The following is a 19,040-nucleotide window of genomic DNA, read 5'->3' as shown; positions in this document are numbered from 1 at the left end:
GCCCTCTGCACACCGTAGCCCGGGTAAGGCGTTTACGCCGCAACCCGGGGAACTCCAGAGCCTATCCCCCCAGGCGTTATGAGTGCTGTCAGTGTGAGCACTGCCCAGGTTCAAAATGGCAAACAAATTAGCCATACTGAAAGATACCCATCTGATATTTACTCCCCTTCGCCGCGGCGCTACAATGCCCGCCCTTAATGTGGGGACACTCCCCAACTCGCCGCACCAGGTGCGGCGAATCTGACCTGTCATCAGAACGAGAACACCATGTTTAAACCAGAACTCCTCTCCCCGGCGGGAACGCTGAAGAATATGCGCTACGCTTTCGCCTATGGCGCTGACGCCGTTTATGCCGGCCAGCCGCGCTACTCGCTGCGCGTGCGTAACAACGAATTCAATCACGAAAATCTGCAGCTCGGCATCAATGAAGCCCACGCGCTGGGAAAAAAATTCTATGTGGTGGTCAACATCGCCCCGCATAACGCCAAGCTGAAAACGTTTATTCGCGATCTGAAGCCGGTGGTGGAGATGGGGCCGGACGCGCTGATCATGTCCGATCCGGGTTTAATCATGCTGGTGCGGGAACACTTCCCGGAGATGCCGATCCATCTTTCAGTGCAGGCCAACGCTGTCAACTGGGCGACGGTCAAATTCTGGCAGCAGATGGGGCTCACCCGGGTGATCCTGTCGCGTGAACTGTCGCTGGATGAAATCGAAGAGATTCGCCGCCAGGTGCCGGAGATGGAGATCGAGATTTTCGTCCACGGCGCGCTGTGCATGGCCTACTCCGGCCGCTGCCTGCTCTCCGGGTATATCAACAAGCGCGACCCGAATCAGGGGACCTGCACCAACGCCTGCCGCTGGGAATACAACGTGGCGGAAGGCAAAGAGGACGACGTCGGTAACATCGTCCACAAATATGAGCCGATCCCGGTGCAGACCGTGGAGCCCACCCTCGGCATCGGCGCGCCGACCGATAAAGTCTTTATGATTGAGGAAGCCAAACGTCCGGGCGAGTATATGACCGCCTTTGAGGACGAGCACGGCACCTACATCATGAACTCGAAAGATCTGCGGGCTATCGCCCACGTTGAGCGTCTGACCCAGATGGGCGTTCACTCGCTGAAGATCGAAGGCCGCACCAAATCCTTCTACTACTGCGCGCGTACCGCTCAGGTTTACCGCAAGGCCATCGACGATGCCGCCGCCGGCAAACCGTTCGATACCAGCCTGCTGGAGACCCTGGAAGGACTGGCCCATCGCGGGTACACCGAAGGCTTCCTGCGCCGCCATACCCATGACGATTACCAGAACTACGAGTACGGCTACTCCCTCTCCGAGCGCCAGCAGTTTGTCGGCGAATTCACCGGGGAGCGTAACGGCCCGCTGGCGGCCGTGGCGGTCAAAAATAAGTTCAGCGTCGGCGACAGCCTCGAGCTGATGACCCCGCAAGGTAACGTCAACTTCACCCTCGAGCATATGGAAAATGGCAAAGGCGAAGCCATGCCGGTGGCCCCGGGCGATGGCTATACCGTATGGTTGCCTGTGCCGGACGACCTGCCCCTGCAGTATGCGCTGCTGATGCGCAACTTTACTGGTCAGACAACCAGAAATCCGCACGGTAACTAGTTAATTTGCGTTATTTTTTCATGATGTAAGGATATTAGAATCGGATCACATACCGTTTCGATCGAAACAGGTATCATCCATTTCGCTGAAAAACATAACCCATAAATGCTAGTTGTACCAGGAACCACCTCCTTAGCCTGCGTAATCTCCCTTACGCGGGCTTATTTTTTTGCCTCTCCTCCGGTCTTCGCTTGCGTCATGCGGTACACTTTATGCAACATTAAGCAATAAAGGTTCCCTTGATGATGTCTACGTTTCCTGCCAGCTTACTGATCCTTAACGGCAAAGGTGCCAATGAACCGCAGTTACGCGAGGCGGTTAACCTGTTACGCGACGAAGGGATCGATATTCACGTCCGCGTCACCTGGGAAAAGGGCGATGCCGTGCGGTTTATCGATGAAGCCCTGCAGCTGAACGTTGAAACGGTGATCGCCGGCGGCGGCGACGGCACCATTAATGAAGTGGCGACCGCGCTGGTGGAGCGCGGTAGCAAGATGGCGCTGGGGATTTTACCGCTGGGCACGGCCAACGACTTTGCCACCAGCGTCGGCATTCCGCAGGATCTGGCCAGCGCCCTCAAGCTGGCGATCGTCGGCCGCGATGTGCCGATAGATATCGCCCGGGTGAATGATAAAACCGGCTTTATTAATATGGCGACCGGCGGGTTCGGCACCCGGATCACCACCGAAACGCCGGAAAAACTCAAAGCCGCGCTCGGCGGTGTCTCTTATTTAATCCATGGCCTGATGCGTATGGATACCCTGAAGCCAGACCGCTGCGAGATCCGCGGAGAGAACTTTCACTGGCAGGGCGATGCGCTGGTCATTGGCATCGGCAACGGCCGCCAGGCCGGCGGCGGCCAGCAGTTGTGCCCGGAGGCGTTGATTAACGATGGTTTGCTGCATCTGCGCATTTTCACCGGCGAAGAGCTGATCCCTGCCCTGTTCAGCACCCTGGCGAATCCGGAAAACTCGCCGAATATTGTTGACGGTGTCTCCTCATGGTTTGAGATCACCGCCCCCCATGAGATGACGTTTAACCTCGACGGCGAGCCGCTCAGCGGAAAAACCTTCCGCATGGAGCTGTTACCGGCGGCCCTGCGCTGCCGGCTGCCGCCCGACTGCCCGCTGCTACGTTGATCAGGCTTCGCAAAGCAAAGACGGCGCCCGGCTGGTATACAGCAGCCGGGTTCGTTGATTGAGCCTCTGAATGTTAAGGTAAAACGGCACCTGCGGCTGCAGGAAAAACCTGGGCAGGATATCGATCCAAACACCGCACTTACATTAATAGACGATATCTACAACCTCAAACTCACATAATATCAAATAATTACCCATTAAAATGGGCGCATCTGCCGTGAGACAATGCGCCATCAAGCTTAGTAGTCCGCCACCTCGCGCGCCATTTCGCGCGTATATTGCCGACTGGCGTTAACCAGCATCTGCGTATAGGCCGTCCGCGCCTCGCCGCTGACCAACGCATCGACCGTCAGGGTTTCGAGGATCTTCCCGTACTGCATCACCGCCACTTTCTGGCATAAGTGGGCAATAACCCCAAGATCGTGGGTGACCATCAGGTAAGTGAGCTTCGCCTCCCGCTGCAATTCCGCCAGCAGGTTAAGGATCTCAGCCTGCACCGACACATCCAGCGCCGACGTCGGCTCATCCAGCAGCAGCACCTGTGGCTCAAGAATCAGCGCTCTGGCTATCGCCACGCGCTGCCGCTGCCCGCCGGAGAGCTGATGCGGATAGCGCTCACGAAAAGCGCGGTTGAGGCCAACTTTATCCAGCAGCGCATTGATCCGCCGGTCGCGGTCATTGAAACGATGGATCTGCAGCGGCTCTTCGAGGATATCGCCAATGGTGTGACGGGGATGCAGCGATCCGTAGGGGTCCTGAAATACCATCTGCACCTGACGGCAGCGCTCGCGGCTAATTTCATGCCCTAAGGGCTGAGCATCGATGGTCAGTTCCCCCTGCCAGTGGGTAAACAGCCCCGCCAGGCACTTGAGCACCGTCGTTTTACCGGATCCGGACTCTCCTACCAGACCGTAGATCTCGCCGGGCTTAACGTGGAAACTGACGTCATACAGCACCTGGTTACGCTTCTCCCCCTCGCCAAACGTGAGGTTGAGATGTTGAACTTCAATCATTATCCGCTCCTTAATCCGTTAACCAGCTGGCCTGACGCTGCAGCACCGGCAGTATCGGGCGACGATGCTGCATATCCGGCAGCGAGTTAATCAATCCCTGAGTGTAGGGGTGACGGGCGTTATCGAGATCTTTAGCGGCGATGGACTCCACTACCCGTCCGGCGTACATCACCAGTACGCGGTCGCAGAAGCTGCGCACCAGGTTGATATCGTGGCTGATAAAAATCAGCCCCAGCCCGCGCGACTGAACCAGGTCATCCAGCAGGCCCAGCACCTGCAGGCGCACCGACACGTCCAGCGCGGAGGTGGGCTCATCGGCAATGATCAGTTCCGGGTCGGTAATCAGCATCATGGCGATCATGATGCGCTGCCCCTGTCCGCCGGATATTTCATGCGGATAAAGCTGATAAACGCGCTCCGGCTGGCGAATACGCACCACCTCCAGCATCTCCAGTGCCCTGGCTTTCGCCTCATCTTTGCGCCCGGGATGATGAGTAAGCCAGGCCTCGGCGATTTGCTTACCCACGCAGACCACCGGATTAAGCGAATATTTCGGGTCCTGCATAATCATAGAGATACGTTTGCCGCGTACGCCGCGCATCTGCGCTTCGCTTAGATGCTGCAGATCGAGATCGGCAAACTGCATCCGGCTGGCGCTGACGCGGGCCTTTTTCGGATGCAGCTGCAGCAGCGCGCGCCCAACGGTGGACTTACCCGAACCGGACTCGCCGACAATGGCCAGCTTCTCATGCCCCAGCTGGAAGGAGACGCCGCGCACGGCGTGGGTCACCGCGCTACCATTAACAAAGTCGACGCACAAATCGCGCACGTCGAGCAGCGGTGCATTATTCACTGCGGGGATCGAGGATGTCACGTAGGCCATCTCCTAAGAAGTTGAACGCTAAGCTATTGATCAGAATCGCCAGCCCCGGAATGGTTACGACCCACCAGCACTCCATCATATAAGTGCGCCCGCTGGAGATCATCGCTCCCCACTCCGGCTCTGGCGGCTGCGCGCCGAGGCCGAGAAAGCCGAGGCCGGCCGCGGTCAGAATGATCCCGGCCATATTCATGGTGATACGGATAATGACCGAGGGCAGACACAGCGGCACGATATGGCGCCAGAGGACGCGGGCCGATGAAGCGCCCTGCAGACGCACGGCGGAGATAAAATCGGCCTGGCGCAGAGAGAGCGTTTCGGCGCGCGCCAGACGGGCAATCGGCGGCCAGGCGGTCAGCGTGATGGCGATAACCACGTGCTCCAGCCCCGGTCCTAAAGCGGCGACAAACGCCAGCGCCAGGACCAGACTCGGGAAGGAGATGAAAATATCGGTGACGCGCATCAGCACCATATCGACTTTACCGCCGAAATAGCCAGCGCTGACGCCCAGCAGCAGCCCGAGCGGACCGACAGTCACCGAGACCAGCAGCACGATATAGAGCGTGATGCGGGAGCCGTACACCAGGCGACTAAAGATATCCCGGCCAAACTCATCGGTGCCGAACCAGTGCTGTGCATTCGGCGCGACCAGCGCACTATTCAGGTCCTGTACCAGCGGGTTATAAGGCGCAATCAGCGGCGCGAAAATCGCCACCACCAGCAGCAGAAAGATAATGCCTCCGCCGATGGCCGTGAGCGGATTGCGCGCCATTTTGCCGATAAACCCGACGGCCCGCGCCGCCGCGCGTTGCAGCCGCTGACGGCCTTCGCCCGCACCGCCCGAAAGCGGCGAATCCAGAGAAACGGTCATGATTTTGTCCTCGGGTCAAAGAATTGATACAGCATGTCGGAGAGCAGGTTGAGCATCACGAAGATCACGCCCACCAGCAGCACGCAGCCCATCACCGCATTCATATCGCCCAGCAGCAGGCTACCGGTAAGGTAGGAGCCGAAACCCGGCCATGAGAAGACGGTTTCAATCAGCACCGCGCCTTCCAACAGCGCGCCGTAGGCCAGCGCCACTACCGTCAGCAGCTGCACGAGGATGTTACGAAACGCATGGTTCCAGATAACCTGACGCTCGGTCAGCCCTTTCACCCGCGCGGTAATAATGAACTCCTGCGACAGCTGGGCCAGCATAAAGCTGCGGGTCATACGGCTGATATAAGCCAGCGAGTGAAAACCCAGCAGCGAGGCGGGAAGAATCAGATGATTAATGGCGTTCCAGAACACCTGGCCGTTGCCAGCCAGCAGCGCATCAACGGTCATCAGGCCGGTGCGGCGCGGCACCACACCATCCAGCCCGAGATCTACCCTCCCGGCGCCGCCTACCCAGCCAAGCCAGGCATAGAACACCAGCAGTCCCATCATCCCGACCCAGAAGATCGGCGTCGAGTAGCCCGCCAGGCTGATAATGCGCACCACATAATCGGAGACGCTATTGCGCCGCGCCGCCGCCAGCACGCCCAGCGGAATACCAAGGCCCGCGCCGACGAGAATCGCCATCGTCGCCAGCTCCATGGTGGCCGGGAAGACGCGGATAATATCGTCCACCACCGGTTTCCCGGTCAGCAGCGCGTTGCCCAGATCGCCGTGCAGCAGGTTGACGAAATAGATGCCAAACTGGGTGGTCAGCGATTTATCAAACCCCAGCTGCTGGTAAACCTGCTGATAGGTGCTCTGGTCAGCATCCGGGCCGACAATCGCCAGCACCGGGTCGATGGGCATGACGCGGCCAATGGTAAAGGTCAGCAGCAGCAGGCCGAACAGTGTAATCACCACCTGCAGTAGCCGTTTTGATAAGCGCCGGCCGCGTGAGCCGGGCGCAAGGATTGCGGTACTCATCCTTTCTCTCCTTCGCGGACTTTATAGACATCACGCAGAAAAGTGGTGGCGGAGGGGTGCGGCTGATACTCCCGTACCTCGTTGCGCACGACGACCGAATCAACCATCTGCGAAAGCGGAATTAAAGCCGGAACCAGCTGGTCGTAGCGTGTCTGGATGGCCTGGTAGTCAGCCACCTGTTTTTGCGGATCGCGTTCCAGCAGGGCCTGGTCAATCATCGTATTAAGCTGCGGGTCGTAAAAACCGGTACGCCAGCCCTGGAAGTTGGTCAGGCGCGCCTTATCGCTGTTATCCGGGTTATAGACCAGCGCGCGCAGGCTGGAGTGCGGATGCGGCTCCATTCCGCTGCCGCCGCGTCCCACCAGCAGATCAAATTTACGCTCGCGCATCGCGCCGTAGATCTGGTTACCGGTGCCGGTGATGATTTTGGCGTTAATCCCCGCCTGCATCAGCGTCGACTGCACGGCGATAGCGATGTTAAGAAATGGCTGATCGGAGAGTACCCGCAGCGTGGTATCAAAGCCGTTGGGATATCCCGCTTCCGCCAGCAGCTTTTTCGCCCGCGCCACGTCCAGCTTATAGCCAGGGTCGGGCAGCGTGGACGGCATTCCCGCTTTGATAGGCCGCTGGTGCAGCACGCCGTAGCCCGGCATCAGCGCTTTATTGATACCCTGATAATCAATCAGATAGCGCACCGCCTCGCGCACTTTCGGATTGGCGAAGTGCGCCTCTTTCATGCTCATCGCCACGTAGTACATGGTGCCGCGCTGCACCGCATCGACGGTCAGCTGCGGGTCGCTGCGCAGGGCGTTGATATCGGAAACCGCCATGTTGTTGGCAATATCAAGGTCGCCTTTTTCGATCATCAGACGCAGAGTTTGCGACTCCTGGAAATGGCGCAGCACCACGCGGCTCATTTTCGCCTCGCCGCGCCAGTAGTCAGGATTACGCTTCATGCGCAGCACCTCTTTTGCCTGCCAGGTTTCCAGCGTAAACGGCCCGGAACCGGCTTCATGGGTGGTTAGCCAGCGGTTTCCCCAATCGTTATCCTGCTGGTGGCTTTGCACCGTTTTACTGTCCAGCACCCCGAGGTTGCCCAGCGCCGCCAGCGAGTAAATCACCAGTTGCGGATCGCTATCTTTGGGTAATACGATTTGCACCGTGAAGCGGTCCGGCGCGCTGACCTGGCTGTCGATATTTTTCTTACTGAAGCCATAGGATTTCCATACCGAGGCCTGGGCCAGGTTGAGGTGCAGGATGCGCCGCATTGACCACACGACGTCGGCGGCGGTCAGCAGGTTACCGGAGTGAAACTTGACGTCGTCGCGCAGATGAAAGGTCAGGGTTTTGCCGTCGGGGCTGATATCCCAGGATTTCGCCAGCGCGGGCTTAACGGTGGTGAGCTGCTCAGGGTCAAGCTCCACCAGCGAGTCGTAGAGGTTGACCACGATCCCCACCACTTCGTTACCGGTCATCGCCGCCGGGTCAAGGGTGAGCAGGTTATTCATATTCATCCCGATGATCAGCTGGTCGGGCGGGGTTTTCGCCACCGCCTCTCCGCTCCCCATCGACATGGCGAGCGCGAGAATACACGCTGCCAGTAAGGAGGTTTTTTTCATATCTCTGTTTGCCTGTACTGTAGGGTACATGTTGCCGGATGGCGGCATTTTCGCCTTATCCGGCCTACCGGGCCGCAGACCCGATAAGCGCAGCGCCATCGGGCATTTATTTTTTTAAATCAGTCGTGGCTAACGGTATTGGCTTCGATATACGCAAAATTAATGTCTTCGCCGAGACCCGGACGTTGTGATAAATGCACAAATCCCTGATCATCCATCGGGTCGACAATGCTGTTGAGATAGGCCGCCGGTTCATCGTAGTCGAGGAACGGATGCAGCAGGCCGCGCTCATACCAACGGCAGTTACGGATCGCGCCGACCACCGCCAGGCTTGCCGCGCCGTTGCCGTGGACTTCGCAATCCATGCCGAAAGATTCCGCCAGCGCCGCCACCTTCATGGTCGGGGTAATGCCCCCCACGCCGTTAGCGCCGGCGCGCAGAATGTCGCAGGCTCCGGCTTTCACCCATTCGGCGCGCATGTGGTGCTTGCCGCCGAAGCTCTCCGGCCCGACGATGGGAATCGACAAGTTTTCCGCCAGCCACGCGTACGAGGACAGCGAATCCTCCTCCATCGGCTCTTCAAACCAGGCGAAATTGAGTTTTTCCAGCGCTTTGCCGATCCACAGCGCCTCGGCGCGGCTGTACCAGTGATAGCCATCAATCATCAGGTCAATATCCGGCCCTACCGCTTCGCGCACCGCCGCGCAGGCTTTAATATCCATTTTGGGATTGGGCGCAAAAGAGATTGGCGGCATCCAGGTGTGCAGTTTGATGGCCTTGTAGCCGCGGGCGACCAGCTTTTCGGCAAAGGCGGCATACTCTTCCGGGGTCGACAGGCCGCCCGGTAGATCGTCGCCGCACATGGTGCTACCGTAAGCCGGGACGGTGTCGCGATAGCCGCCGAGCAGCTTGTAGACCGGCATCCTGAGGCTGCGGCCAATCAGGTCCCACAGCGCTTGTTCAACAAACGACAGCGCGCGTTCCGTTAGCTGATGTGCGCTGCCGCGCTGCCAGTGGTTAAGATCCTGCCAGATACGCTCGCGGTTAAACGGGTCCTGCCCCACCAGCACTTTGCGAAAAAAAGTATTCACCACGAACGGGCGCACGACTTCCGGAGGCGCAAACGAAAAACCCTGCGCCCCATCATCAGCGGTGATGGTCAGCATCGCCATTTTGGCCATGCTTTCAGCCCCCGGATGGGAGTGCCCGGCGCTGTCGGAAACCCGACGAGTGGGATACTGGAAAACGGTGACATTCACAGATTCAATTTTCATGCTCAATCCTTATCACGGCCAAATCCGATCGACAGAGGTAAATCGGCAAAGCGGTTTCACATTATTGAAAATACGTTTCAATATATAATCTAAGCACAATTACGTAGCAGTGCCTCGGACAAACACCGCTAAGCAAGGCCATAAATTTGGGCATTGGCACAACAAGACGTGACTGTTTTCACAAAAGATGAGCGAAATGTGAGGCGGATCGGCATGGAGAAAAAAGGGCGTGAGCGCAGAAAAGAGAGTGACCGACCGTGTACATCCCGGGATTTTCTGCGCTCACGAAAGCGTAAGTTATGCGACCGTCGCTGGCTCGGCGTTAAGCGCTTCCAGCAGTTCAGGTAAGGTTTGATAGCGGCCGACAGCGGCCTGATAGCGCCCCTGTCGGCTATCTTCGGCAACCACCGCCGTGGGAATGCCAGCGGCCTGAGCCGCGCAAAAACCGTTGTAACTATCCTCAATCACCAGACACTGGCTGGCGTTGAGATTGAGCTTGCGCAGCGTCGTCAGGTACACCGCCGGGTGCGGTTTGCCGCGTGGTTCATCATCTGCGCTGCAAACCACGTCGAAAAAGTGCCAGAGCGAGAGCTTGTTCAGCACAGCGGCAATAACCTGGCGGGATGATGACGTGGCGAGCGCAATTTGATAGCCCGCCTCGCGAAAATAGCGTAACGCCTCATGCACGCCGTGCATCGGCTCGCCTTCGGTGGCGATCAGGCCGGTAATACGCTGCAATATCGCGGCTTCAAGCCGCTGCGGGTCGAGATCAAGCTGAAAATAGCGGCACCAGGTGCCGGCGATTTCGTCGAGGCGTTTGCCTTTGGTGAGGGTTTCACACTCATCCACGCTCGCCGTTGCCCCCCACTGCGCGAGGGCGTCAATCTGCGCCTGGCGCCACAGCGCCTCGGAATCAATAATCACGCCATCCATGTCAAAAATAACCGCCTGCATACTCATTCGTTCACCTCATTAAGGCTGGCATGCGCTTCATGCCAGCCGCATCACCTAAGAGAATTCAACCTGCTCGCGGGCGGTTGCTTCCTTGTGGGAGAACCCCGGCTGCTCCACGCGGATAAAGGCGCAGAGGAAAAAGGCCACCACGTACAATGCGGTGTAGGCGATCACCACCCCGATGGTGCTGAAGAACGGCAGCAACACCACGGCAATCGCCGGCGCGAGAAAGTTCGACATCCCCGCCGACAGGTTATAGACCGAAATCGCCGCGCCTTTGTGCTTCGGCTCCAGCGCCGGGAACACGGCGGCCAGCGGCACGAAGGCGGCGACAAAGATCCCGAGGGCGATGGCGGGGATCAGCGCCATCGCAAAGCTATGGCCAAAGTGCTGAGGGATGTAGTAAAACGCCAGGCTGGAGAGCGCCATCCCGATGCAGCCGAACCAGCGCACCACCTTCATCCAGCCCAGTTTTTCCCCCAGGATCCCCCACAGCACGTTAGAGAAAATGGTGGTGAAGAAGAAGACTGCCCATACCTGGAGCCATTCTGAAGTGGTGAAGCCCAGCTCATCGACAAACATCATCGGCATAATGACCGCAAAACCGAACAGCGAGAGGGTATTGATAATCCTGACCATGCTCGACAGCAGAATATTGCGGTTGGTATAGAGCAGCGTCGCGGCGCGTCCCAGCTCGGAAAATTTCTGGCGAGTGGTGAGATTCTGCATATGCTGCGGCGTTTGAATATGGCGCAGGGAAGCCAGGGCAATCACGCCCCCGGTGACGCAGAAGGCCAGCGCCAGCCATAAAGTCCCCAGTTCGCCAATGTGCGGAATGGTGAAGCTCGGAATATAACTGCCGAACACGCCGATGCCGATGGAATAGACCGCCCAGAACCAACCGATGGCCGAGCTGGCATTGTCGCTTTTGACGTTATGGACAATCGCCACGATAAACGAGTAGAGGAACAGCGGATAGGCGAAGCCGCGGATGCCGTAGAAAATCAGGATCAGCGCATAGTTGGCGTGACCGAGGCCGAAAACGAGGAACAGCACGTGGAACACGCACCACAGCACGAAGCCAATCATCATCGTTTTCAGCGGGGTGATAATTTCCGCCACCACGCCGGAAATCCACGCCGACAGCGCGGCGGCCAGGCCGTAGAGGGTAAAGGCAAAGGAGGCCTCCGCCGGAGAGAAGCCGAGCGCTTTGATATAGTGCGACAGAAAGGCTAATTCAAAACCGTCGCCGGTCATAAATACGGCAACGGCGATGTATCCCCAGAGCAGGTTCAGGGGTAAACCGAGCCACTGTTTATTATTGATAGACATAATGACCTCGTTTTCAGGGTACAGGGTGGCCGCTCCGCGATGTGCAACGAAGCGGCTGTTATGATGAAAATCAGTGCTGCCGGTAATTCAGATCGTTTAAATACAGGTCTTTAAACTGCGCGTAGCGTTGCATCAGGGTGTGGTGGCGAACGGGATCCGCACGCCAGGTCTGCCAGACTTCCGGTTTTTCACACACCGCGGCAATCGGTTTGCCCGCCGCCAGGCAGGCCAGCCGCGCCGCGCCCAGCGCGCCGCCGGTCTCTCCCCCTTTATGGGTCACCACCGGCATAGCGAGAATGTCGGCCAGCAGCTGGGCCCAGAAAGGACTGCGGGCGCCGCCGCCCACCAGCGAGCACTGCGCGATCGGCGTACCGCTCTCTTTCAACGCCTGCAGGCCGTCGTTGATACCGAAGCTCACCCCTTCCAGCACCGCGTAGCCAAGCTGAGCACGCAGGCTGGCGTGGGTCATGCCCCAGAACATGCCGCGCGCGTCAGGATCGTTATGCGGGGTACGTTCGCCGGAGAGATAGGGCAGGAAGAACGGGGCGTGGGCTTTCTCCTCCTCGCTGAGCTCGGCAATTTCCGCCAGCAGCGCCACCTCCGTGGTGCCGGTCAGGCGGCAGAACCACTGCAAACAGCTGGCGGCGCTCAGCATGACGCTCATCTGGTGCCACAGGTTCGGCAGCACGTGACAAAACGCATGTACCGCCGACTGCGGCGCCGGACGATAGGCGTCGGTCACCACAAACAGCACCCCGGAGGTGCCGAGCGAAATAAACGCATCCCCCGGCGAGACCGCGCCGACGCCAATGGCGCTAACCGCGTTATCCCCCCCGCCCCCGGCCACCACCACCGAGGCGTTCAGCCCCCAGCGCGCCGCCACCTGCGGATCAAGGGTGGCGGAAACCTCGCAGCCTTCGACCAGCGTCGGCATTTGGCTGCGCGACAGGCCGCACTTGTCCAGCAGAGCGTCGGACCAGTCGCGCTTCGCCACGTCCAGCCACAGCGTCCCGGCGGCGTCCGACATGTCGGAGACTTTCTTCCCGGTCATCCGGTAGCGCAGATAATCCTTCGGCAGCAGCACCGTGGCGGTGCGCTGAAAGTGTTGCGGCTCATGACGGCGCACCCACAGCAGCTTCGGCGCGGTAAAGCCCGGCATCGCCAGGTTGCCCGCCACCTGATGCAGCTCCGGTGCCATCGCCTCCAGCTCGGCGCACTCTGCGGCGCAGCGGGTGTCGTTCCACAGAATGGCCGGACGGATCGTCTCCCCCTCTTCATCCAGCAACACCGCGCCGTGCATCTGTCCGGAGAGGCCAATCGCCTTGATGGCCGGCCAGTGCTGCGCGCATTTTTCCCGTAGCGTGCTCATCAGGTACTCCGTCGCCTCCCACCATAGCTCCGGTGATTGTTCTGACCAGTGCGGATGGGGCCGCTGAATGCTCAGCGGCGCGCTATGGCTGGCGATAACCTCATAGTTCTCATCAATGACCAGCGCTTTGACTTCCGATGTGCCGAGATCGATACCCAGATACATAGCCACCTCTTATTTAATCAGCGTGTAAACGGCGGCGACTTTCTCGCGCATCAGCGCCAGAAAATCCGCGTTGTTGGCGAGGTCACCAAACAGGGCTTTATCGCGGGCATAGACAGCCACCGGATCCTGAGCCTCATACATCTCATGCACCGCCTGCGCATCCAGGATGCCGTCCTGGTACTGATAGGGCAGCGTTCCCTTATGCCACTGCTCCATAAAGACGAAGAACAGCGCCGGCAGCATGGCGGTCGCCTCAGGGCGGACGCCGCGCTGATAGCACTCCTGCAGCGTGGGGGCGATCATCGCCGGAATTTTCGAGAAGCCGTCGGCGGCGACGCGCTGGTTGGTGTCCTGGATATAGGGGTTGGTAAAGCGCTTAAGCACCACATCCCGGTAGGTGGGCAGATCAATGCCGTTATCGCCGAGGCAGGGAATGACATCCTCCGTGACGTAGCGGTCGGCAATGGCGTAGATAACATCGGTCAGCGTGCTTTCATGAATATACTGCTGGCCAATTAAGGTTCCCGCCCAGGCAATGCAGCTGTGCGACGCGTTCAGAATGCGGATTTTCGCCTCTTCATACGGGATGACCGACTCGACCATCTCCACGCCGACCGCTTCCAGGTTCGGGCGGGCATCACGGAAGTGGTTCTCCACCACCCACTGGATAAAGGTCTCCCCCATCACCGGCGCTTTGTCATCAATCCCGGTTTGCGCTTTGATACGGGCCGGCAGATCGGCCGCTGGACGCGGGGTGATGCGGTCCACCATGGTGTTCGGACAGGTGGTATTGGCCGCCATCCAGTCAATCACCGCCTGTTTGCCGGTGAGCTGCAGGAACTCGACCATGCCGTCGTGGAAACGCTCGCCGTTGTGGCGCACGTTGTCGCAGTTGAGCAGGGTCAGCGGCCCGGCGTCGTCGGCCATGCGCTTCTCCAGGATCCGCGCGAGGGTGCCATAAATGGTTTTGCACTCGCCTTGCAGGTCGGCCTGCAGATCGGGGTTACTGGTTTCCAGCTGATGGCGGGTGTTCAGGTAGTACCCCCCTTCCGTCACAGTAAAGGCGATAACTTTGGTCTGCGGGTTCGCCCCTTCGTTAATCAGCGGCTGCAGCCCGGCCTGCCACGGCAGCAATTTCTGGATAGAAGTAATTTCTTCATATTCGCGCTCCCCTTCCGGGCTGACGGTCTCCAGGACGTAACGTCCTCCCTGCGCCGCCAGCGCCTGCACCACCTGCTCGGCGTCGTTACGAATATTTCCTGCCGCGATGTGCCAGCGCTTATCCCCGGACGCTATCAGACGATGCAGATACCACGCCTGATGCGCGCGATGAAAAGAACCCAGACCGATATGAAGCCATGTGAATTGATTGTTCATGTTCTGTTCTCCTTGAGTTGATGGCGCCACTGTAATTGATCATTTGACCAAAATAAGAGCCACAGATCACAAAAGAACAATTACCCAATTAAATTACAAATGACCAATAAAGAGCAAAAGCTTGCCAGTTATGCCAACCACGGCGAGAATGCGGGTATTCGCCGGGCCAATTGCGAGCCCTGGTCAGCAACTTAGGGCGGGAAACCATGAGTAAAGAAGACGATATCCGGTTGGATCAGAAGGTGCGTGCCGCATGGATGTACTACATCGCCGGTCAGAATCAGAGCGAGATCGCCAGCCAGCTGGGCACCTCCAGACCGGTGGTGCAACGGCTGATCGCCGCCGCGAAAGAAGAAGGGATAGTGTCGATTAATTTGCACCATCCGGTAGCAAACTGCCTCGATTATGCGCAGTTGCTGCAGGAAAAGTACCGGCTTCTCGAGTGCAATGTGGTCCCCGCCTTTAGCGAAGAAAGCACCCTCGACAGCGTGTCGTTTGGCTGCTATCAGCTGATGGCTCGCTATCTGCAGGATGATAAGGAGAAAATCATCGGCCTGGGCTCGGGCCTGACCCTGAAAAAAGCGCTGCAGCGCATCGATTTTGACAGCCTGAATACCCGCTGCGTGGCGCTGATCAGCGCCATGAACGCCGACGGGCAGTGCAATTATTACGATGACGTGCCCCTGCTGCTGACCCGCAAAATTAAGGCCAAGTACTATCAGTGGCCGGCGCCGCGCTACGCCCAGAGCGCGGAGGAGCATGAGATGTGGTGCACCAACCGCTTATTCCGCAGCGTCTCCGGCGTCGCACAAGAGGCGGACGTGATTTTTGTCGGCATTGGTCCCCTGGGCACGCAAAGTCCGATCTTTAAAGACGGGTTTATCAATCAGGCGCAAATGGATGAGCTGACCGCGCGCGGCGGCATCGGAGAGATCCTCGGACGGTTTATCGATGCGGAAGGCCACGTGGTAGACAGCGAGATCAACCGCATGATCACCAGCTATGATATCCGTCAGAACCACTGCCCGCGTATTGCCGCGGCCTGTGGAGAATACAAACGACCGGCGATCCTGGCGGCCCTTAAAGGCGGCTGGATCAATGGTCTGGTGACCGATGAACATACCGCCCGCTGGCTGCTGACGCGGTAACGGCGCGGCCTGAAGGCGCATATACAACGGTAACCCCGGTGCGCGTCGCGCCACCGGGGATCCCAACGATACTCGTGCTTATCAGGCGATAGTCACTTTCCCGTCGAGGTAGACGTCCTGCACGGCATTGATCAGCTTCACGCCGTCAGCCATCGATTTCTTAAACGCCTTCCGGCCGAGGATCAGCCCCATACCGCCGGCGCGTTTATTGATCACCGCCGTGCGCACCGCGTCGGCAAGGTCGGTCTCCCCGCCCGCCGCGCCGCCGGAGTTAATCAGCCCGGCGCGGCCCATATAGCAGTTGGCCAGCTGGTAGCGCACCAGATCGATGGGGTTATCGCTGGTCAGTTTGCTGTACACCCGGTCGTCGGTATAGCCGAAGTTAACCGCTTTGTAGCCGCCGTTATTCTCCGCCATTTTTTGCTTAACGATATCGGCGCCGATGGTGGCCGCCAGGTGGTTGGCCTGACCGGTCAGGTCCGCGGAGACATGATAGTCGACACCGTCTTTCTTGAACGCCGAATTGCGCAGATAGGCCCACAGCACGGTGACCAGGCCCAGCTCATGGGCCCGCTCAAAGGCGGCGGAAATCTCTTCTATCTGACGACGCGATTGTTCCGAGCCGAAATAGATCGTCGCTCCCACGGCCACCGCCCCCATATTGAACGCCTGCTCAACGCTGGCGTAGAGGGTCTGGTCGTATTCGGTGGGGTAGCTCAGCGTTTCGTTATGGTTGAGCTTCACCAGGAAAGGGATGCGATGCGCGTAGCGGCGCGACACCGAGGCCAGCACGCCATAGGTCGACGCCACGCAGTTACAGCCGGCTTCGATCGCCAGCTCGACGATATTTTTCGGATCAAAGTACAGCGGGTTGGCGGCAAAGGAGGCGCCCGCCGAGTGCTCCACGCCCTGGTCAACCGGCAGAATGGAAAGGTAGCCGGTTCCCCCCAGGCGTCCGGTATTGTACAGGGTCTGCATATTGCGTAGCACCGCCGGTGGTCGGTTATTATCCACCATCACCCGATCAACATAATCTGCCCCAGGCAGATACAGCTGGTCGGCCGGAATGGTTATACAACGGTGCTGCAACAGGCTCTCGGCATCTTTGCCCAGCAACTGCGTAATATCAGTCATAGCAATCTCCCGTAAGGCCGGCCGAAGCCGGCATGCATTATCCCAACCCAATTTTTTTGGGCAGGTTAAGCCTGGTACCGACTTAGCCTATTTTCCAGCCGGGGGGCCATTTTTTCAGGAGATTCTGCTGTCCCGTTGCGCTGCCATTTACCACCAGGCGTGGAAATGGTGCACCGGCCCGATGCCGTGGCCCACTTCCAGAGAGTCGGCCTGCGCCAGGGCCGCCGACAGCCAGGCCTTCGCCTCGGCGACGGTGGCCGCCCAGTCCGCATGACGGGGGCGCAGCGCCGCCAGCGCGGCGGAGAGCGTGCAGCCGGTGCCGTGGGTATTTTTGGTCTGCACGCGAGGCGTGGTAAACCGCTGTTCCCCTTCGCGGGTGAAGAGCCAGTCCGGGCTTTCGGCGTCGTCGAGATGGCCGCCCTTCATTAATACCGCGCCGCAGCCCAGCGCCAGCAACGCCCGCCCCTGCTCCAGCATCTCGCGCTCGGTGCGCGCATGGGGGGCATCGAGTAGCGCGGCCGCTTCCGGCAGGTTCGGGGTGATCAATGACACCTGCGGCAACAATCGTTGACGCAGGGTCTCCACCGCCGAGGCCGACAGCAGCGGATCGCCGCTTTTCGCCAGCATGACGGTATCCAGCACCACGTTGGCCACCCGGTAGCGCGCCAGCCGCTCGGCCACGGCTTCCACAATATCGGTCTCCGCCAGCATGCCGATTTTGGTGGTATCGATACGCACATCGCTGAACACCGAGTCGAGCTGCGCGGCCACAAAATCCGGTTCGATGCGATAGACCGACTGCACGCCGCGGGTATTCTGCGCCACCAGGGCGGTGATCACCGAGCAGCCATAGGCCCCCAGCGCGGAGAAGGTTTTCAGATCGGCCTGGATACCGGCCCCACCGCTGGGATCGGTGCCGGCGATGGTCAGGGCGTTGATGCGTTTCATCCCTGCACCTCCTGATACAGCGCGTCGAGAAACGCCGGAATAAAGCTGCCAGGGCCTCCCTGACGGGCGGCGATCTCCCCGGCCTGCTTCATCAGCCCGCAGGCGGCGGCCACGTTTTCCAGCCGGTCCCCCGACAGCGCAGCGCTCGCCGCCACCACCGCCGACAGCGCGCAGCCGGTGCCCACCACCCGGGTCATCAGCGGATTACCCCCCGCCACGCTGAGCACCCGCTCGCCGTCAGTGACGTAGTCCACCTCGCCAGTGACCGCCACCACGGTAGCCAGCCGGCGAGCCAGCGCCTGGGCCGCCGGCAGCGCCGCGGCGGCCGTATCGGTGGTATCCACCCCGCGCCCGCCGGCGCTCATCCCGGCCAGCGCCAGAATTTCAGAGGCATTGCCGCGAATGGCCGCCGGCTGGAGGGCCAGCAGCTCGTGACAAAAGGCCGTGCGCACGGTCAGGGCGCCGACCGCCACCGGATCCAGCGTCCAGGGCTTTCCGGCCTGACGGGCGTGTTCCACCGCGACGCGCATTGCCACGGCGCGATCTTCGGTCAGGGTACCGACGTTAATTAACAGCGCATCGGCGATAGCGGCAAACTGCGCCGCTTCGCGGGGATCGATCACCATCGCCGGCGAGGCGCCGACGGCCAGCAGAACGTTGGCGGTAAAGGTCTGCACCACATCATTGGTCATGCAGTGCACAAGGGGGGAATGGGCGCGCAGCAGATGGCGCAGGTGCGCGACAGGCGCGGGATTCAGCAGCTCAGGCATGGTTTGCTCCCGCCAGACGAGGTAGAAGCAATGACCCTGCGGTCTCTGACTTCCCTACGCTGGCATTATCCAGATCAGGTGGTACGGGTATTTCTCAGCCTTCAACGAAGAAGGGCACCCCGAGTCATCGTGTTATTTTTCCTACACTTTTTCGTAGATTACTCCATTAAAAATCATTGAGCAAGTGAGGTTTTGATTAGTTCAAATTTTAGCCTTGTACCTCACCTTGCACCGCACTTTGTACCTCAGTTGATAGGTTGTGTTTTAACCATCCTCCAATCCTTCAGACACTGTAGTAAGGGGCCATATCATCAATTGATCTCCTCCCTGATTTTGGGCCAGGGTCAAAACCCGGAAATCTCAAAAAGTGCGTGGAACTAAAAC

Annotated in this window: 16 protein-coding genes and 1 riboswitch; of the genes, 3 read left to right on the top strand and 13 right to left on the bottom strand. The window is 59.2% G+C overall.

All coding sequences use genetic code 11. The features are described from left to right. The first annotated feature begins 267 nt into the window (after positions 1–267). Positions 268–1,629: a prephenate-dependent tRNA uridine(34) hydroxylase TrhP gene (gene yegQ, locus HMPREF3142_RS02080; RefSeq protein ID WP_008804076.1), complete on the top strand. Its 1,362-nt coding sequence runs from the start codon at positions 268–270 to the stop codon at positions 1,627–1,629. Positions 1,630–1,871: 242 nt separating this feature from the next. Beyond that, positions 1,872–2,768, top strand: a complete 897-nt coding sequence (yegS, locus tag HMPREF3142_RS02075) for a lipid kinase YegS (protein WP_008804075.1) — start codon at positions 1,872–1,874, stop codon at positions 2,766–2,768. 239 nt (positions 2,769–3,007) lie between these two features. On the opposite strand, the gene HMPREF3142_RS02070 is transcribed toward yegS, so the two are convergent. The 10 genes from HMPREF3142_RS02070 to dalD all read right to left on the bottom strand — a co-directional run bounded on the left by HMPREF3142_RS02070 (position 3,008) and on the right by dalD (position 14,656). Then, positions 3,008–3,781 (bottom strand): ABC transporter ATP-binding protein, encoded by a 774-nt coding sequence (locus HMPREF3142_RS02070; RefSeq protein WP_048964964.1) that lies wholly within the window; start codon positions 3,779–3,781, stop codon positions 3,008–3,010. A gap of 10 nt (positions 3,782–3,791) precedes the next feature. Beyond that, entirely contained in the window at positions 3,792–4,655 is an 864-nt protein-coding gene (locus HMPREF3142_RS02065) for an ABC transporter ATP-binding protein (protein WP_032736203.1), read from the bottom strand. Continuing rightward, positions 4,627–5,532, bottom strand: coding sequence for an ABC transporter permease (locus HMPREF3142_RS02060; protein WP_002912641.1), 906 nt, complete (start codon positions 5,530–5,532; stop codon positions 4,627–4,629). Before HMPREF3142_RS02060 ends, HMPREF3142_RS02065 begins: the two co-directional genes overlap by 29 nt. Continuing rightward, positions 5,529–6,566, bottom strand: coding sequence for an ABC transporter permease (locus HMPREF3142_RS02055; protein ID WP_012967572.1), 1,038 nt, complete (start codon positions 6,564–6,566; stop codon positions 5,529–5,531). The genes HMPREF3142_RS02060 and HMPREF3142_RS02055 overlap by 4 nt, the downstream gene beginning before the upstream one ends. Next, positions 6,563–8,185: an ABC transporter substrate-binding protein gene (locus HMPREF3142_RS02050; protein ID WP_070611456.1), complete on the bottom strand. Its 1,623-nt coding sequence runs from the start codon at positions 8,183–8,185 to the stop codon at positions 6,563–6,565. The genes HMPREF3142_RS02055 and HMPREF3142_RS02050 overlap by 4 nt, the downstream gene beginning before the upstream one ends. A 119-nt stretch (positions 8,186–8,304) precedes the next feature. Beyond that, the gene (locus HMPREF3142_RS02045) at positions 8,305–9,459 is read right to left on the bottom strand and encodes a mandelate racemase family protein (protein ID WP_023340528.1); all 1,155 of its coding nucleotides are present in this window, start codon (positions 9,457–9,459) and stop codon (positions 8,305–8,307) included. 297 nt (positions 9,460–9,756) lie between these two features. Further along, complete coding sequence (locus tag HMPREF3142_RS02040) at positions 9,757–10,419, bottom strand: HAD family hydrolase (RefSeq protein WP_022065383.1); 663 nt, start codon at positions 10,417–10,419, stop codon at positions 9,757–9,759. Between the two features lie 48 nt (positions 10,420–10,467). Then, positions 10,468–11,745 carry a D-arabinitol transporter gene (gene dalT, locus HMPREF3142_RS02035; RefSeq protein WP_070611454.1) on the bottom strand — a complete coding sequence of 426 codons (1,278 nt, stop codon included), beginning with the start codon at positions 11,743–11,745 and terminating at the stop codon, positions 10,468–10,470. Positions 11,746–11,815: 70 nt separating this feature from the next. Continuing rightward, positions 11,816–13,279: a xylulokinase gene (gene xylB / locus HMPREF3142_RS02030; protein WP_012967569.1), complete on the bottom strand. Its 1,464-nt coding sequence runs from the start codon at positions 13,277–13,279 to the stop codon at positions 11,816–11,818. Positions 13,280–13,288: 9 nt separating this feature from the next. After that, positions 13,289–14,656 carry a D-arabinitol 4-dehydrogenase gene (dalD, locus tag HMPREF3142_RS02025; protein WP_032736020.1) on the bottom strand — a complete coding sequence of 456 codons (1,368 nt, stop codon included), beginning with the start codon at positions 14,654–14,656 and terminating at the stop codon, positions 13,289–13,291. A gap of 206 nt (positions 14,657–14,862) precedes the next feature. On the opposite strand from dalD, the gene HMPREF3142_RS02020 reads away from it, so the two are divergent. Then, a complete protein-coding gene (locus HMPREF3142_RS02020) occupies positions 14,863–15,804 on the top strand; it encodes a sugar-binding transcriptional regulator (protein WP_012541054.1) in 942 nt (313 codons plus the stop codon). An 81-nt stretch (positions 15,805–15,885) separates the two neighbouring features. Here HMPREF3142_RS02020 and fbaB read toward each other — a convergent pair whose 3' ends face one another. The 3 genes from fbaB to thiM all read right to left on the bottom strand — a co-directional run bounded on the left by fbaB (position 15,886) and on the right by thiM (position 18,656). Next, on the bottom strand, positions 15,886–16,938 hold the full coding sequence (gene fbaB / locus HMPREF3142_RS02015; RefSeq protein WP_004201578.1) for a class I fructose-bisphosphate aldolase: 1,053 nt from the start codon (positions 16,936–16,938) through the stop codon (positions 15,886–15,888). 147 nt (positions 16,939–17,085) lie between these two features. After that, a complete protein-coding gene (gene thiD, locus HMPREF3142_RS02010; RefSeq protein WP_008804064.1) occupies positions 17,086–17,886 on the bottom strand; it encodes a bifunctional hydroxymethylpyrimidine kinase/phosphomethylpyrimidine kinase in 801 nt (266 codons plus the stop codon). Further along, positions 17,883–18,656, bottom strand: coding sequence for a hydroxyethylthiazole kinase (thiM, locus tag HMPREF3142_RS02005; protein WP_070611452.1), 774 nt, complete (start codon positions 18,654–18,656; stop codon positions 17,883–17,885). The genes thiD and thiM overlap by 4 nt, the downstream gene beginning before the upstream one ends. 34 nt (positions 18,657–18,690) lie before the next feature. Continuing rightward, positions 18,691–18,788: riboswitch (TPP riboswitch) on the bottom strand. Positions 18,789–19,040: the final 252 nt, after the last annotated feature.

It is taken from the genome of Klebsiella sp. HMSC16C06 (assembly GCF_001808325.1).
GTDB lineage: Bacteria > Pseudomonadota > Gammaproteobacteria > Enterobacterales > Enterobacteriaceae > Klebsiella > Klebsiella variicola.
Note: the sequence above shows the minus strand (reverse complement) of the source record. Positions and strands in the feature narration are given on the sequence as shown.